This is a genomic window from Shewanella sp. 1311, assembly GCF_059338235.1.
Genome location: NZ_CM181686.1, coordinates 5,053,181 through 5,068,845, shown reverse-complemented (window position 1 = coordinate 5,068,845; position 15,665 = coordinate 5,053,181). Strand labels below are relative to the sequence as shown.

The window sequence follows — 15,665 nt, the reverse complement described above, 5'->3', positions numbered from 1 at the left end:
GTCACATTCATTATAAAAACAAGGATCAAGGAATGTTCATCAAGACCTGCCCTATTCAGTTAATTGACGGCTCGCGTTCAGCGCGCCAAAAGCGATCGCAAGCGCTATTGTGCCCTACACTTATCGCTCTTGCGGTTACGAGTCTCTTTAGTGCCAACGTATTTGCCAAAACCGTTACCGTCAGCTCACCCAACCAACAAATTCAAATCAGCTTGAGTGACGATACAGGCCGCCCCGAATATAAAATCGATTTTCACGGCAAGACAGTCATAGAACCGAGTCGCTTAGGCTTAGTTTTTCAATCCCTTGGTGAACTCGGTCAAGGATTGCAGATCAAAAGTAGCGATAAAAAGAGCGCCGATGACAAGTGGCAACAACCTTGGGGCGAGCAGGAATGGATCCGCGATCAGCACAATCAACTGACCGCAGTATTAAGCAACGGCAAGGTGCAGCTCGAAGTCGAGTTTAAAGCCTTTGACGATGGTATTGGCTTTCGCTATCACTTAGCCCAACAAGCCTCCCTTCCCGCTAATTCGCCGATCTTAATCACAGACGAGTTAACCGAGTTCAATGTCGGTCAAGCCGATAAAGCCACAGCATGGTGGATCCCTGCCCGTGGCTGGAATCGCTACGAATATTTGTATCGCACCACAGCGCTGAAAGAAGTCGATAGAGTCCACACGCCCTTCACCTTTAAACTCGCGGACGGTACGCACTTAAGTATTCACGAGGCCGCCTTGGTGGACTTTGCCGCCATGACCTTAGATCAACAGCGTGATGGCAAGCTTAAGGCCGATCTCACGCCTTGGTCAGATGGCATTCGCGTCAAAACTCAAGTGGGTTTTTATACGCCATGGCGCACCATTCAAATTGCCGACAACGCGACTGGGTTGCTCAACTCACACCTTATCCTAAACCTCAATGAGCCCAATAAACTCGGCGATGTTACTTGGGTAAAACCGGGAAAATACGTTGGTATTTGGTGGGGAATGCACTTAAATGAAAATACTTGGGGTTCGGGCCCAACCCACGGCGCCACCACCAGCGAAACCGAACGCTACATGGATTTCGCTGCTAAATATCAGTTTGATGGTGTATTGGTCGAAGGTTGGAATGAAGGTTGGGACGGCGATTGGTTCCATAATGGCGATCAATTTAGCTTTACTAAGGCCTATGCCGATTTCGATCTGCCCGCCATCACAGCCTACGGGGCGAAAAAAGGGGTGCGTTTAATCGGCCACCACGAGACAGCAGGATCAGTCACCCATTATCGCGATCAAATGGCTGATGCCTTTGCCCTGTATGAGAAGCACGGTGTGACCCAAGTCAAGACGGGCTATGTCGCTGATGGTGGCCAAATCAAGCGTATCGATGACAAAGGCATTACCCGTCACGAGTGGCACGACGGCCAGTTTATGGTCGGCGAGTATCTGCACAGCGTCACAGAGGCTGCGAAACACCATATCAGCATCAATAGCCACGAGCCAATCAAAGACACGGGTCTGCGCCGAACCTATCCAAACTGGATCTCCCGCGAAGGTGCCCGCGGCCAAGAGTACAATGCCTGGGGTAGCCCACCAAATAGCCCTGAACATACGGCCATGTTACCGTTCACCCGTATGCTCGCTGGCCCAATGGACTTTACCCCGGGGATTTTTGACTTAGCACCTAAGGGGTTGGATGCACAAAACCGTGTGCAAACCACCTTGACCAAACAGCTCGCCTTGTACGTTGTGCTCTATAGCCCAATCCAAATGGCAGCAGATCTGCCGCGCAATTATGAAAAGCACTTAGATGCCTTCCAATTTATCCGCGATGTGCCCACCGATTGGTATCAGAGTGTCGCGCTTGCCGGTGAAGTCGGCGACTATGTGGTCTTTGCCCGCCAAGCGAAGGATCAAGGTGATTGGTACTTAGGTGCACTCACGGATGAAACCGCGCGCAAGGTCACGGTCAAACTGGATTTCCTCTCCCCGAATAAACGGTATCAAGCGCAGATTTACCGCGATGGCGCAAAAGCCGATTGGAAAACCAATCCCTATGATTATGTGATTGGAACTAAAGAAGTGAGTGCTAAAGATAGCCTAAACCTCGTACTCGCAAGCAGTGGCGGCACGGCAATCAGATTCAAAGTACTTTAGGTTTAGCACTTTAAATTCAGCATGTTAACGTTAGCGCGTTAACTGAGTGTTTGAGCGAGTGCAAAAAATACAGAGTAAAAAACAGAATGTCACCAAGGATGTACCTTGTCCTTGGTGACTTTTTATTGCCAGATAGGACCTGTTTACCCCAATACAAAACGTAAAAGTTAACCAGAGTCGAGGCACCTTAGTTGATGTTGGCGTAAATTCAGTTCGTGCCTAGGCCGACAAATCAGCATGAACCGAATACACAGGCTTTTAAATACCCTCGCAAACTAGCCAAAAGCACAGACTAACCACTCCAATCCAAGGCGAAGGCGAACAACCAACACAGGTGCAAAAATGCCTCAGTTAGATTAATTTGAGCTTCCTTTCCTTACGTCATGGTGCTTATCTTGCGGTACACGGCCGATTTATTAGAAATGCGCAGCTTTAAGCGTTTCGAGACCGAACTCGCGCACTTAGGCTTTACGCATTTTCAACCCTTAGCGTCACTTCGCCCTTGGGTGCAGCGCTACTTTCATTTGCGCGTAGCGACTGATTTACCGCAGAACATTGAGCAGACATTTTATCCGGACGGCGGCACTAGCCTACATTTCTATTTCCCAACACAAACACAAACACTAACTCAAACGCTCAGCGGCGAAGAACCTCAAGTGTTGTTTCATTGTGGTCAGAGCCGACATTCCCACGCCTTTTTACCAGAAATCGAGCTGCTGACAGTTCGCTTTCACCCCGGCGGCGCGTTTCATTTACTCGGCATTGAACTGCAAGATATTAAGTCTACGACATCAGTGATGGTTATTGATACGACGCAATTGCAGCTAACAGGATTGGATCAACTGTTATCGCAACTGGCGCAAACGAATCAACCAGCCCGACGCATCGCATTACTTGAGCATTGGCTATTGCAACTCAACCAGCGGCAATTTACTGCGGCCTTATCTCGGCATAAATGCGCGAGGATTAACTTAGTGCAGGCGAGTTTGCCAAAGCTTATTCAAACCCAAGCCAGTTTAGAGGATTTCTACGGACAACTGCCCCTAAGTCGTCGTCAGTTTGAACGAAGATTTAAACAAGAAACCGGATTGTCGCCGGCGCAGTTACTGCAATTAAACAGAGTCAAAGTCGCCCGTAACCTACTCAGCCAATCACCTAACCTCAGCCTAGTGCAAGTTGCATTCGATTGCGGATTTTACGATCAAGCCCATCTACATCAACACTTTGTGCGGGTGACACAGCAAACGCCAGGACAATACAAAAAGCGTAAAATGTCGCAAATCTCCAATCCTACGTCGCGCTAACCGCTTAGATTGAAGCCTCAGCTTATAGGAGGCTTTTATGTCAGAACGTATACCACGCCAGCAAATTTATCAGCTACAACCCGCACTCGCCAACGCACTGTTAAGCTTAGACAAAGCAGCCGGCGACTCCCACTTTGCGCCATTACTGGTGCATTTAGTCAAGCTCAGAGCATCGCAACTCAATGGCTGCGCGTTTTGTCAGCGAAGGCACGCCGAGGAAGCCAGAAGTGACGGTGAAGAACAGCTGCGTTTAGATTTACTTGCCGCTTGGCATGAGGTCGATGGACTCTTTAATGAACGGGAACGTGCAGCGCTGCTCTGGACAGAAATCTTAACCCAAGTTGCCACTGCGCCCGTGCATGACAGTCAGTATGCGGCGCTTGCAGAGCATTATTCCGAGAAAGAAATTGTCGATCTCACCAGCTTAATCATTGCCATTAATGGCTGGAACCGCGTCGCGATTGCCTTCCATTTTCAACCCATCTAACGGCACATAAATGGACAAATAAACAGGGCACCGAATCGGGTGCCCTGCTTGTTGATATCACTGTGTCGCTCGTATCACTATGCCATTCGTATTGCTATGCCGTTAGCTTAAGGTCAGCGCGACAATTTTAAGTGGATGATTATCATCGAATGACGGGAAATCCTCATGGGGATCGAGCCAAGTGTGCGCTGTGACTGTGCGGCCTTGTTTTTCAACACAGCGTACTAAACTGTCAAACCAAGCTTGGCGCTCGACTTTCGCCACATTGTTACAGCACACTATAGTGCCACCGACTTTGGTCGCCATTAATGCGGGCTTAAATAACCCTTGATAATCATTGATCAAATCGACAATACCGAAAGCACTCTTGGCATAACGCGGCGGATCGAGGAACACGAGATCAAACTGGGTTTGCGGCAATTTTGGGTAGCTCGGTAATTTTTGATTGCGTCGCCCTCCCACACTTAAACCAGCTAATTGGCGCAATGCCGGAAACGCATCACTCTGCACAAACTCACACACATTGGACACCTGATTTAACGCCGCATTCGCCTTGCCCGTGGCTAAAGCAAAGGAAGAAAAATCGACGTTCATCACCCGAGTCGCGCCGCCGATGGCTGCCGCTGTACCAATGCCGCAGGTGTAAGAAAATAAATTCAGCACGGTTTTATCTTGGCTGTTTGCCCGCACATATTCGCGGCCAATGCGCATATCGAGGAATAACAGCGGATCTTGTCCTTCGTGACGCAGTTTAGTGCTGAACTTGATGCCATTTTCCTGCATGACTCGCTCAGAACTCGCGATCTCTGTCAGTGCCGGTGATAACGCATTCAATACGCGGGAATTGCCTAATGAGCGGTCGTTATACACAATCGGCAAATCGGCCTGTTGCAGCAAAACGGCACTCACATCGGCTAACTCTTCGTCGGTTAAGGTCTGATGAAAACTCTGCACTAGCCAAGTATCGCCGTAACGGTCGACATTCAAGCCACTCACGCCTTCGACTGTGCCATGGAATACCCGAAAACAATCGGTTTGATCCTGTTCTGCTTGTTGTAAAAAATCATGGCGTTTCGCCAGAGCCGTCGATAACAGCGTTTGAATAGACATAAAAAGCGGGACTCGCGCAGCGGAAACCTGCGTAAGGTTTCAAGAAGGAAAACGGCATGATAGCAAACTAGCACTCAGAATATCGGATAAATTCACCCTACCAATGCGAAAAACAGGCTTTAAAAAGTGCATACTAGGACAACGACCAAGCTTGATTGGGTTCATACACTTTTTGGCATTAGTCGTTACGGCTCAATGCATGCTCAAACTCACTTATGCCTCCCGTTTGCGATTCAATTCACTGAGTCCACTATGGATAAGGCTTAAGCAGGCGGAGGGATCTTCTAACGGCAACAGATGCCCATATCGCTGATCTTCTAAAAATACCGTATTCGGTGTGAGCTGTTGCCAACGCTGCCAAGTCGCTTCAGAAAAGAACACTGACGGTTTCCCTCGAATGGCGACGCAGGGAAGCTTTATCTGCCGCAATATCGATAATACATTCGGCGGCTGGGTGTAATTATGCGCTTCCCACCGTTTAGGAAACTTCAACGTGAATTGGCCATCATTGTGTTGATAAACCCCGAATTGGGCTAAGGCGGCAAACGCCTCATCATCAAAGCGTTTGTATAACTTACTCATTTTGCAATATTCAAGGAAATGCTCACGACTTTCCCACGCATCGCGCTTCTTTAAGGTGTTTTTGGCGGGCGCGGTCAAATTCATTAATGATTTAGGCATTAACTTGGCAAACCAAGCGATAGGGCGCGACACCATTGCAGGTTCAATAAGTATCAGTGCTTTAAACAAATCGGGTCTTTTGTTAGCGGCAAGAATGGTACTGGTTGCTCCCATCGAATGACCCATTCCCACAATTGGCGCACTGCAATGCCGCTCAATATGCAAGATCAAATCATCGGCATATAGCTGCCAATCTCGGCGCTTTGGCGGTAAACCTACATCGGGCCATGTCGGCCTTAACTCGAGTGCATTAAGGCTAAAGGCTTGCTGCAACTTGGCCAATAAGGGCGCATAAACACCTAATGGAAAACCATTGGCATGGTAGAAATGTACGCTTTCACCAGTATCAGAAAAGGTTTTAAAAACCTTAGCCTGTTGTAATTCAGTCCAAATTTGATCCATCAAATCCTACTTATCGCGTCCCAATTTTCTAGTTCAACGGATTCAATCGCACCAATATCAGCCGCTAGGCACCTTCCGCTCAAGCTACGAAATCTAGCTGTCGATATAAGTCTCTACGACGGCCTGAAAGGTCATTAAATCACTTCAATCAACTGCTCTAATCCAGGCGCCGTTTTAGTTGGCACAAACTCTATCACCTCAAACTCGGCAACATCGGCAATGCAGAACGGATCTTGCTGCAAAATGGCCTCTAGCGCCGTGCGACTGTCAGCCTTAGCGAGGATAACGCCGCCGGTTCGAGGCACCTTGCGACCCGAGGCGACAAAAGTCCCTGCGGCATAATACTGCTCAAGGTAGGCAATGTGCGCGGCTAAATGTAACTCCACTTCGGCAATCGTTTTTTTATAGGTGAGCGAAACAACAAACATAGGTATCCTCTTATTCACAAGTTTGGGGCATAGGGTTCCCCCAGCTGACTATATAGTGCGGTCCTCAAGTGTCAAATGAACTTAGCCTCCAGCAAAGTTAAAAACAGTCAACAGCAGGTTGCACCTCTGTTTACGTGTGGTTATCAACCCATGATGAATACGTATGTAAGCGGTTGTACCTAAAACCAAGGCAAGGCTACTATAAATCCGCTCGTTTCACCCTCTGCTTGTGGGGTTTGAGATGTGTGAGGTCGTTTCTGATAGGGTTATATACAAGGATTACTATCAGGCTTAAGTTCTTTCTGCTGACTGGCTTTGAGCCATTCTTTTGGACTGACTCGTTTTCATTAAGGTGTTAAGTCCAAATGTGAAATGAATTTATCGGCGAATATGCTTCTGAGGGAGAGGTATATTCGCCATTTTTTCACAGAGCAGACGCATTCATAATATGTGCGAAACCATCCATTGCTCGGCAAACAATTAAAACAATAGCACTCAAGGCAGAAATACTGCCGGCAACAGAAAGGATGTTCAATGTCTTCGAATCATCAACAGGCTAATCAAAAAGATAGCCATCAAGCTGTCGTGCCTCAGGCGCCGCATTCATTCAAGCAACAACCTGAGCTGAATTTCTGGCAAATTTTTAATATGTGCTTCGGTTTTTTAGGCATTCAATTTGGTTTTGCCCTGCAAAATGCTAACGTCAGCCGCATTTTCCAAACCTTAGGTGCATCTATCGATGAAATCCCCATTCTGTGGATTGCCGCGCCGCTGACGGGTTTATTGGTTCAACCTATTATTGGTTATTTGAGTGATAAAACCTGGGGACGCCTTGGCCGTCGCCGCCCTTATTTTTTGATTGGCGCGATTTTTACCACTCTTGCTATTTTTATCATGCCGCACTCGCCTACCCTGTGGATTGCCGCGGGCATGTTATGGATCATGGATGCCTCGATCAACATCGCCATGGAGCCGTTTCGCGCTTTCGTTGGTGACAATTTACCGAAAAGCCAGCGTACCCAAGGCTATGCCATGCAAAGCTTTTTCATCGGTATTGGCGCTGTGGTCGCTTCGGCCTTACCCTATATTTTGACTCACTTTTTTGCTGTCGCGAATACTGCACCAGCGGGTGAAATTGCCGACTCAGTGCGTTATGCCTTCTATTTCGGTGGCGCAGTGTTATTGCTCGCGGTTACTTGGACTGTCGTATCGACAAGAGAATATTCCCCCGAAGAGTTAGCCGCCTTTAACGCAAAACAAGTCGATGCTGAGGATGAAACCTTAGCTCGCACTCGTACCCGTAAGGATTATCAATTTGCGTCCTTCGTGTGGATGGGTCTCGGCGCCCTGCTCACCTTCGCTATTTGGGCGCAGGATTTAGATAAGCAACTGTATATCTTAAGCTTAGGGATTTTTGCCTTTGGCCCATTGCAACTGTATTGCGCGCTGCGTTTGGGCAATTCACAACCCGCTGAACGCAATAAGCTCGGCATGGTATTTAGCGTGGTCGATGACTTATTCCATATGCCCAAAGCCATGCATCAACTGGCGATAGTGCAGTTTTTCTCTTGGTTTGCGTTGTTTGCCATGTGGATTTACACCACAGCAGCCGTGACGTCTTACCATTTTGGCAGTAGCGATGTGTTGTCCCAAGCCTACAACGACGGCGCAGATTGGGTCGGCGTGCTGTTCGCCTCCTACAATGGTTTTGCCGCCATTGCCGCGATCTTTATTCCTATGCTGGCTAAGCGTATCGGTATCAAACTGACGCACACAGTCAATATGTTCTGTGGCGGTATAGGCTTGATTAGCTTCTTCTTTATTAAAAACCCAAGCCTGTTATGGCTGCCTATGATAGGTGTCGGTATCGCGTGGGCGTCAATATTATCTGTGCCCTACGCCATGTTGTCGGGCATGTTACCCCCGCAAAAAATGGGCGTTTATATGGGGATTTTTAACTTCTTCATCGTGATCCCGCAGCTTCTTGCCGCCAGTGTGCTGGGTTTAGTGCTCAATGGTCTGTTCGATGGTCAACCTATTTATGCGTTGATCACAGGTGGCGTCTTGATGATGTGCGCTGGTATTGCAGTACTTTTTGTTGAGCAAGAGATTGTGGATCAAAATGACCAAAGCGCCGCCGTAAATAGCAAAACCAACTTAACCACAAAAGCCGCAGACAAAGTTAACTGACAGTTCACTAAGTGCTGTGGCGCTGAATAAGATGGCACTCAATTAAGTGCCATCTCCTTAAGTGAGGCTCTTTTAGATGCCAGGCCGTTAGATAACAGTCAGTTAGATGCTAGGTCTTTAGATAAGAGGTAGTTAGTCGGCATATAGCCAGATACATTAAGCAAGGTGAACTTGGCCTGTTGGCGATTCACCGCAGCATGAAGCTTTTATATCAATTCAATCACTATAAAAATATAACCATTATTTGGGGAGAACGAGATGGAATCGAGTCCTACGCCGCAGCAGGATCTGCACACTAGCCAAACCCGTCACGCACAAACGTTAACAAGGCGCAGCCGCCTAGCGCTTGCCGTCGCCGCAAGTCTATTAGGGACAATAGGATTCACTGCTTGTTCACCCACATCGAATTCAGCAACACCAAGCATGAGTGGCAATGCCGCATCAAATGTGCAGCTGGTTGCGCCCGGCGCACCGGGTAAAGCACCGACTTGGGCATTTTCGGGTAAAACCGGTATTGGAACGTCGTACGAGCCTTACACCCAAGGTCAATACCAAGATGCCAAGCAGAATCCTATTAGCCGCGTTTGGTTCTCCCTCGCCCAAGGTATTTTAACCGAAACCATGTATGGTCTTATTCACAATGCGCAGCTCAAAGAACTGCAATTTGTGATCACGGGAAATGGCTTTGTCGATACAGAAAAAGATAACACCATCAGCAGCATAGAATATTTAGATACCGATGCTAACGGTCGCCCACAATCCCTTGCCTATAAAATTATCAATAAAGATATTGAAGGTAAGTATCAGATTGAAAAGCATATCTTTACCGATCCTGACCGCGATACCCTAATGATGCGCGTCACCTTTACCGCCTTTGAAGACGGCATTACGCCGCATTTGTATGTCAATCCGCATATCGATAACGCGGGCGCCAATGATATCGGCCGCATCGACACTAATACAGACAATCATACCAACACACATGCTGGCAATCAGGCGCTGGTGGCCTATACCGCCGCCAAAGACAGCAGCGTGATGACGGTCAAATCCGAGCTGAATTTTGTGCAGGCAACGACAGGCTTTGTCGGTGTCTCCGATGGTCTAGCCGATTTGGCCGATAACGGCAAACTCGATACACCCTATCAAACGACCAGTACGCAAGATAAATCGACCGTTGGCAATATAGCTTTTACTGCGAGTTACCCTACGCTCATCAAAGCCAAACCCGTCACTTTTAATCTCGTCATCGGTTTTGGTAAAGATGGAGCACAGAGTTTAGCCAATGCCGATGCCACTTTGGCCGCAGGTTATGATGCTGTGCTGAGCGCCTATAAAGGCGATGCCACCCATGTCGGCTGGCACGATTACTTAAGCTCGCTGCCCGCCATCGCAAACATGGCCAACAACACCACAGATAGCGGTAAGCTGCTGTATACCAGTGCTATGGTCTTGAAAGCGCAGGAAGATAAAACCTATGCGGGCGCACTTATCGCTTCACTTTCTAACCCTTGGGGCGATACGGTTTCAGCAGCCGTGCCGAGTACTGGCTATAAAGCGGTATGGCCGCGTGACTTTTACCAATGTGCCATGGCATTCCTCGCCATGGGTGACACCCAAACGCCCAAAGTGGCCTTCGAATACCTGAAAAAAGTGCAAGTGACCGAAATGACGCCCGGCTTTACGGGTACGCCGGGTTGGTTCCTGCAAAAGACCCATGTGGATGGCCAAATTGAGTGGGTTGGTGTGCAGCTCGATCAAACCGCCATGCCTATCATGCTCGGCTGGAAACTCTGGCAAGCGGGTGTGCTCACCCCTGATGAGATCAGTCACTGGTATCAAGAGATGCTCAAAGGTGCTGCAGACTTCTTGATCAGTGGCGGTGAGGTCAATCTGGATTGGAATCACACTCAAATCGCCCCGCCAAAAACCCAGCAAGAGCGTTGGGAAGAACAAGCGGGTTACTCACCCTCGACCACGGCCGCAGTGATCGCAGGTCTTGTTGCCGCAAGTGAAATAGCCAAAGAAGCCAAGGATCCCGACTCAAGCAGCCGTTATCTTGCAGCCGCCAAAGACTTAAGTAATAGTTTAGAAAAACACTTAGTCACCACCCAAGGACTACTAAAAAACAGCGCAGGCGTCAGCGCGCCTTACTATTTACGTTTAAGCCCAAATGGCGAGCCAAACACCAGCGATAGACTGGCGGCAAATAACGGTAAGCAAGGTTTAGATCAACGTCAGATCCTCGATGGCGGATTTTTAGAACTAGTACGTTATGGCGTGCGCGGTGCAACTGATAAGCTCATCAATCAAAGCCTTCAATTGATTGATAACACTGAACTTGACTCTAATTTGCGCCTTAAATATGAGTTTACTGCCAAAGATGGCAGCAAAATCCCAGGCTTTAGACGTTATGGCAACGATGGCTACGGTGAGGATACGGTTTCTGGCAAGAACTATGCGGAATCGGGCAGCAACAGCGCCGATCAACGTGGCCGCGTCTGGCCCTTCTTCACCGGTGAGCGCGGTCATTTTGAATTAGCACTCGCCCAAGAAAAAGGCGAGCTAACAGGCAATAACGCCCAGCAAACCAAGCAGCAGTTGATCAACACCTATGTGCAAGGCATGGAAACGTTTGCGAATGCGGGCATGATGTTACCCGAGCAAGCGTGGGACGGTGTCGGCGATGCCACCCGCTACCATTACCAACTCGGACAAGGCACTAACTCAGCCACGCCGCTAGCCTGGACCCATGCCGAATACATTAAACTGGTGCGCTCAATGACCGACGGCCAAGTCTGGGATAACTACCCTATCGTCCCAGCGGCATTGAAATAACGAGTTGAAGTGGCTTTTTGAAATAGTGTATTGAAATAGCGCATTGAAAAAATGTGCTGAAATAACACACTAAAACAGCGCATGAGCTTAACGATGCTTTAGCTTTAATAAATTAAGGGCTAGAACAACTCACAAATGTTGTTCTAGCCTTTTTTATATCTGGCTGTGACCTGTCAGACTCATTTTATAGAATTAATGCCCTTTTCATACTGAATTAAAGATGCATATCACCGAGTTCATTCACAACCAGTGTACAGTGCGCAAAAAACAGACGAAGAATAGCCCTGTTATGCTAACAACATCCATCAAACCTGATGAAAGTTGCGGTGATCTTTTACATATATTTTTTTAACATTCAAATCCCTTCACAGGCTGACTTCCCAAGCAACCAAATCGTGTTACATTATGTAATTAATGGCGGTTTAATTTGTTAACAGGATTTTTAATGCGACGTTTTTTGCGGGTAATGAAATGGATTTTAATCTCTCTATTATGTATTCCTGTCAGTTTATATTTCATTCTTCTGCTTATAAATTTTCGAGACAGTCCACCTTCTGAACTGGCACAAAACTACTTAGCCGACATCGCGGAAAATGATAATGCACTATCAAATCACCTTAACGATAATGCTTATGTATTTGTACTCGGTTTTGATGTCAGCAATACTGCTTCGCCAATGGATGTTGGACTAGAACGCCTCAAGAAGTTACAACACCTCGGGGTTATGGATAAACCTCAAGATAACCAACAAATCCGTTTTGAAAAGCCCCAATTACCGCTTGAACAATGCATCAAAGAAGATGATTTTCTCTCCAGCTGTAATGTAATGCTTAAACAAGAGAACAATCTTAACGCCTTACTCGATGAATATAATTGGTTAATCGTCCGCTACCAGCAGCTGCTTAATATCGGTACTTGGCAGGATGGCAGCCAATTTAATGTTTTTACAGATAGTATGCCCTTTACCCATCTGTTAGCAGCACAAAAACTCTATCTGTTTAATGTACTGACCGATGCCAGCACTATGGATCCCCTACAAGTCGCCGAGGCAATCAACCAAGATATGCTATTTTGGCAACGGCTATCAGCAAGCACTCATATGCTTATCGGTAAGATGATGAGTAATGCTGGAATGGAAGCGAATATGAAACTTGGAGAGTTGGTAATGAGTCAATTGCCGCATTCACAACTAATCGAGGCGTTACCACCAAGCTGGAAGCATGCACTGTCACCAGAAGTACTTTCGTTTGACAATGTAAAAAGGGGCGAATGGTATTACTTTACCCAGATAACCAGAGCGACACAGGTCACTAGTGATACTGACATAAATACAAAGCTAATAGAGTGGTTACTGCTACCATTGATGCAACACCAAGATACCGCCAATCGTTATGCCGCGATCCTAAACGACACGGCTCCCCTGAATGAATGTCCTAGCAATTTATCAATCGAAACTTTCAGCCAATACATCTATAACCCCGTAGGGAAATTCATACTCTGCTCTGGCATTATTTCATTAACCCCTTATCAGGAAAGGTTTAACAGACTTGAGCATCAACGAGCGGAGCTTGTTACTCGACTCCCACAAGATAGCACGAATATTAACTCCACTCTGACTGGCCAATTATAAGAATCGATATACAAAACATAGATATTTGTTATGGCTGACTCAGTTTATTCTTGCGCGGGAGTAAACTGATTTTTCCTGTTTTTCATCAGCTTATGCTGCGGATAATCTTGCGGCGTGCAACCAAATTGCATTTTAAAGGCGGCACTGAAACTACTGACGCTCAGATAACCTAGACTATGGGCCACCCTAGTCGTGCTCTCCCCTTGGCTTAAGCTCTCAAGCGAATTTAACAAACGAAACCTTTGCCGCCATTGTCGATAAGTGAGCCCAGTTTCAGCTTTGAATAGTCGCTCAATCGTTCTCACACTCGCGCCGCCCATTTCGGCTAACTCGGTCAGTGAGTAATTCACTTTCGGCTGCCGAACTAGCATTTGGATTAAGCGACTGAGTCTTGGATCTGAACCCGCGGGTAAATGGGCACCCACACTGTCCAGCGTTTGGAGTTCATCAATGGCAACCAAACCCAGCCGATGCAGTTGTCCACTGTCCATAAGATGTGAACTTTCACAAAGTTTAAGCACTAATTCGCGCATCAGCGCTGTCATAGTCACCATCACCACTTGCGTATCCTGTGGCCTAACGCCATAGCTAGGATCAATATAGATATTGCGAGTATGGGCGTGGGTTTCGCTGTTCACTTGATGGGGCAAATTGCAGGGGATCCAGACCGCATGGGTTGAGGGTACCACCCAGACGGCATTTTCACTGCGGACACGCAACAAGCCTTTGGCGGCCCAAAGTAGCTGCCCCCGCGGGTGCGAGTGAGGTTCGATACCCGCTTCCGCCGCCATATTGCGAGTATGGGTCAGCACGGGCCGATTGGCATCTATGATAAACGCCACATCACTGGGGGTTAACAATGTCGCTTTAAGAACATGTTTTGACATATTACCCTCTTAAAACGTCAAACTAAGTCAGCTATCTTAGTAGGCATCTTTTACGTATTCAACCCAATAGGTCGGTAAGCATGAAACGTTTTATTGGCGTTAAACAGCTAGCGTTTTTCAGTGCACTGTTGATCGCTACTTTACTTGCGCTTTTTCCGCTGAGTCAGCATCCCACGGTGTTTTCCTACAGCTCTGGCGTAATATTAGTGACCTTGATGTTTTGGAGCACAGGTTTCTTCCCGCCCTTTATGGCGGGGTTAATATTTTTTGCCCTTGCCACCATTTTTAAACTCATTGAGCCGAGTATACTTTTCTCCGGATTCGGCTCAACTGCGGTGTGGTTAATCATTTCAGGGTTTGTGATCGGCAGTGCCATCACTCAGTCTGGCTTAAGTCGCAGAATGGCCAGTTTGATTGCCCCCATACTGACCTCAAGTTATCCACGCTTGATTGCGGGTTTGGTCTTTAGTGCCGTGCTGCTTGGCTTTGTGATGCCCTCATCCGTTGGCCGTGCAGTGGTACTGGTGCCTATTGGTATGGCGTTAGCTGAGCAAGTCGGTTTTGCTCGTGGTAGCCATGGACGGATAGGCATTGCGACCGCCTTGGCACTGGCGTGCAACATGCCCAGTTTTGCCGTGTTGCCCGCGAATATTCCCAATATGATATTGGCGGGTTCCAGCGAGAATCTATTCAATATCCATTTTGGTTATACCGAGTATCTCTTGCTGCATTTTCCGATCCTTGGTTTGCTCAAATCGATATTGATTGTGGCGCTAGTCGTCTTCCTATTTCCTGCAAAAATTGATGAAAACCAGCCTGAACGCATTATTGAAACAGAAGCTTATAACCTTGGTATGCAAAAGAAAGTCACAGTATTACTTGCGATCACTTTACTGTTTTGGGTGACAGATTCACTGCACGGGGTCAATCCGGCGTGGGTTGGACTGACCACCGCTATCTTGTTATTGCTCCCCAAATGGGGAGTACTTGAGCCTAAGAGTTTTAATAGTTCGGTGGATTTTGCGACCGTCATTTTTGTCGCGGCGGCCTTAGGTCTAGGGGCATTGGTCAATCAATCTGGACTTGGCACTGCGCTAGGTCAATTGTTCAGTGAATGGCTACCATTGCAGCAAGGGGCATCGTTCCTGAATTTCATGTCTTTATCGCTGATGGGGACGCTGACGGGATTAGTAGCAACGGTTCCAGGTGTGCCGACAGTGTTGTCCCCCATGGCGGCAGATTTTGCCAATGCAACTGGCTTCTCCACCCCAGCGGTATTAATGACGCAGGTGATCGGTTTCTCAACCGTGATTTTTCCTTATCAGGTTGCCCCGTTGATTTTGGCGATGCAATTATCCCAAGAGCCCTTAAGCAAACTACTTAACATCACCTTACCGCTGGCGGCAATCACTCTAATTGCACTTATCCCACTGGATTATCTGTGGTGGCTATGGCTCGGTTGGATTAACTAAATTGCGTTAGCTAAAGCGGGTTAACTAAATTAAATTGACGAAACACTCACCCTTGGCGGTATTGACGCCGCCAAGGGTGCTTTAGAGCAGCCATCATC

11 protein-coding genes are annotated in these 15,665 nt (G+C 47.5%); 7 read left to right on the top strand and 4 right to left on the bottom strand.

Annotated features, from left to right (window positions below; translation table 11 throughout):
- Positions 1–32 precede the first annotated feature (32 nt).
- The 3 genes from AC5YB3_RS22240 (at position 33) to AC5YB3_RS22230 (ending at position 3,932) form a co-directional block, all read left to right on the top strand.
- Positions 33–2,141 (top strand): glycoside hydrolase family 97 protein, encoded by a 2,109-nt coding sequence (locus tag AC5YB3_RS22240; RefSeq protein WP_494526194.1) that lies wholly within the window; start codon positions 33–35, stop codon positions 2,139–2,141.
- A 383-nt stretch (positions 2,142–2,524) separates the two neighbouring features.
- Positions 2,525–3,445: a helix-turn-helix domain-containing protein gene (locus AC5YB3_RS22235; protein ID WP_494526193.1), complete on the top strand. Its 921-nt coding sequence runs from the start codon at positions 2,525–2,527 to the stop codon at positions 3,443–3,445.
- A gap of 37 nt (positions 3,446–3,482) precedes the next feature.
- On the top strand, positions 3,483–3,932 hold the full coding sequence (locus tag AC5YB3_RS22230) for a carboxymuconolactone decarboxylase family protein (RefSeq protein WP_494526192.1): 450 nt from the start codon (positions 3,483–3,485) through the stop codon (positions 3,930–3,932).
- Between the two features lie 102 nt (positions 3,933–4,034).
- On the opposite strand, the gene AC5YB3_RS22225 is transcribed toward AC5YB3_RS22230, so the two are convergent.
- The 3 genes from AC5YB3_RS22225 to AC5YB3_RS22215 all read right to left on the bottom strand — a co-directional run bounded on the left by AC5YB3_RS22225 (position 4,035) and on the right by AC5YB3_RS22215 (position 6,553).
- A complete protein-coding gene (locus tag AC5YB3_RS22225) occupies positions 4,035–5,042 on the bottom strand; it encodes a class I SAM-dependent rRNA methyltransferase (protein ID WP_012089314.1) in 1,008 nt (335 codons plus the stop codon).
- A gap of 213 nt (positions 5,043–5,255) precedes the next feature.
- Positions 5,256–6,125, bottom strand: coding sequence for an alpha/beta fold hydrolase (locus AC5YB3_RS22220; protein ID WP_494526191.1), 870 nt, complete (start codon positions 6,123–6,125; stop codon positions 5,256–5,258).
- A gap of 134 nt (positions 6,126–6,259) precedes the next feature.
- Positions 6,260–6,553 carry a YciI family protein gene (locus AC5YB3_RS22215; protein ID WP_494526190.1) on the bottom strand — a complete coding sequence of 98 codons (294 nt, stop codon included), beginning with the start codon at positions 6,551–6,553 and terminating at the stop codon, positions 6,260–6,262.
- A 534-nt stretch (positions 6,554–7,087) separates the two neighbouring features.
- Between AC5YB3_RS22215 and AC5YB3_RS22210 the strand changes: the two genes are divergently transcribed.
- The 3 genes from AC5YB3_RS22210 (at position 7,088) to AC5YB3_RS22200 (ending at position 13,208) form a co-directional block, all read left to right on the top strand.
- The gene (locus AC5YB3_RS22210; RefSeq protein ID WP_494526189.1) at positions 7,088–8,743 is read left to right on the top strand and encodes an MFS transporter; all 1,656 of its coding nucleotides are present in this window, start codon (positions 7,088–7,090) and stop codon (positions 8,741–8,743) included.
- 258 nt (positions 8,744–9,001) lie between these two features.
- Entirely contained in the window at positions 9,002–11,578 is a 2,577-nt protein-coding gene (locus AC5YB3_RS22205; protein ID WP_494526188.1) for a glycoside hydrolase family 15 protein, read from the top strand.
- 445 nt (positions 11,579–12,023) lie between these two features.
- A complete protein-coding gene (locus AC5YB3_RS22200; RefSeq protein ID WP_006086808.1) occupies positions 12,024–13,208 on the top strand; it encodes a hypothetical protein in 1,185 nt (394 codons plus the stop codon).
- A 44-nt stretch (positions 13,209–13,252) separates the two neighbouring features.
- On the opposite strand, the gene AC5YB3_RS22195 is transcribed toward AC5YB3_RS22200, so the two are convergent.
- Positions 13,253–14,095: an AraC family transcriptional regulator gene (locus tag AC5YB3_RS22195; protein ID WP_494526187.1), complete on the bottom strand. Its 843-nt coding sequence runs from the start codon at positions 14,093–14,095 to the stop codon at positions 13,253–13,255.
- An 80-nt stretch (positions 14,096–14,175) separates the two neighbouring features.
- Between AC5YB3_RS22195 and AC5YB3_RS22190 the strand changes: the two genes are divergently transcribed.
- The gene (locus AC5YB3_RS22190) at positions 14,176–15,567 is read left to right on the top strand and encodes an SLC13 family permease (RefSeq protein WP_494526186.1); all 1,392 of its coding nucleotides are present in this window, start codon (positions 14,176–14,178) and stop codon (positions 15,565–15,567) included.
- Positions 15,568–15,665 lie beyond the last annotated feature (98 nt).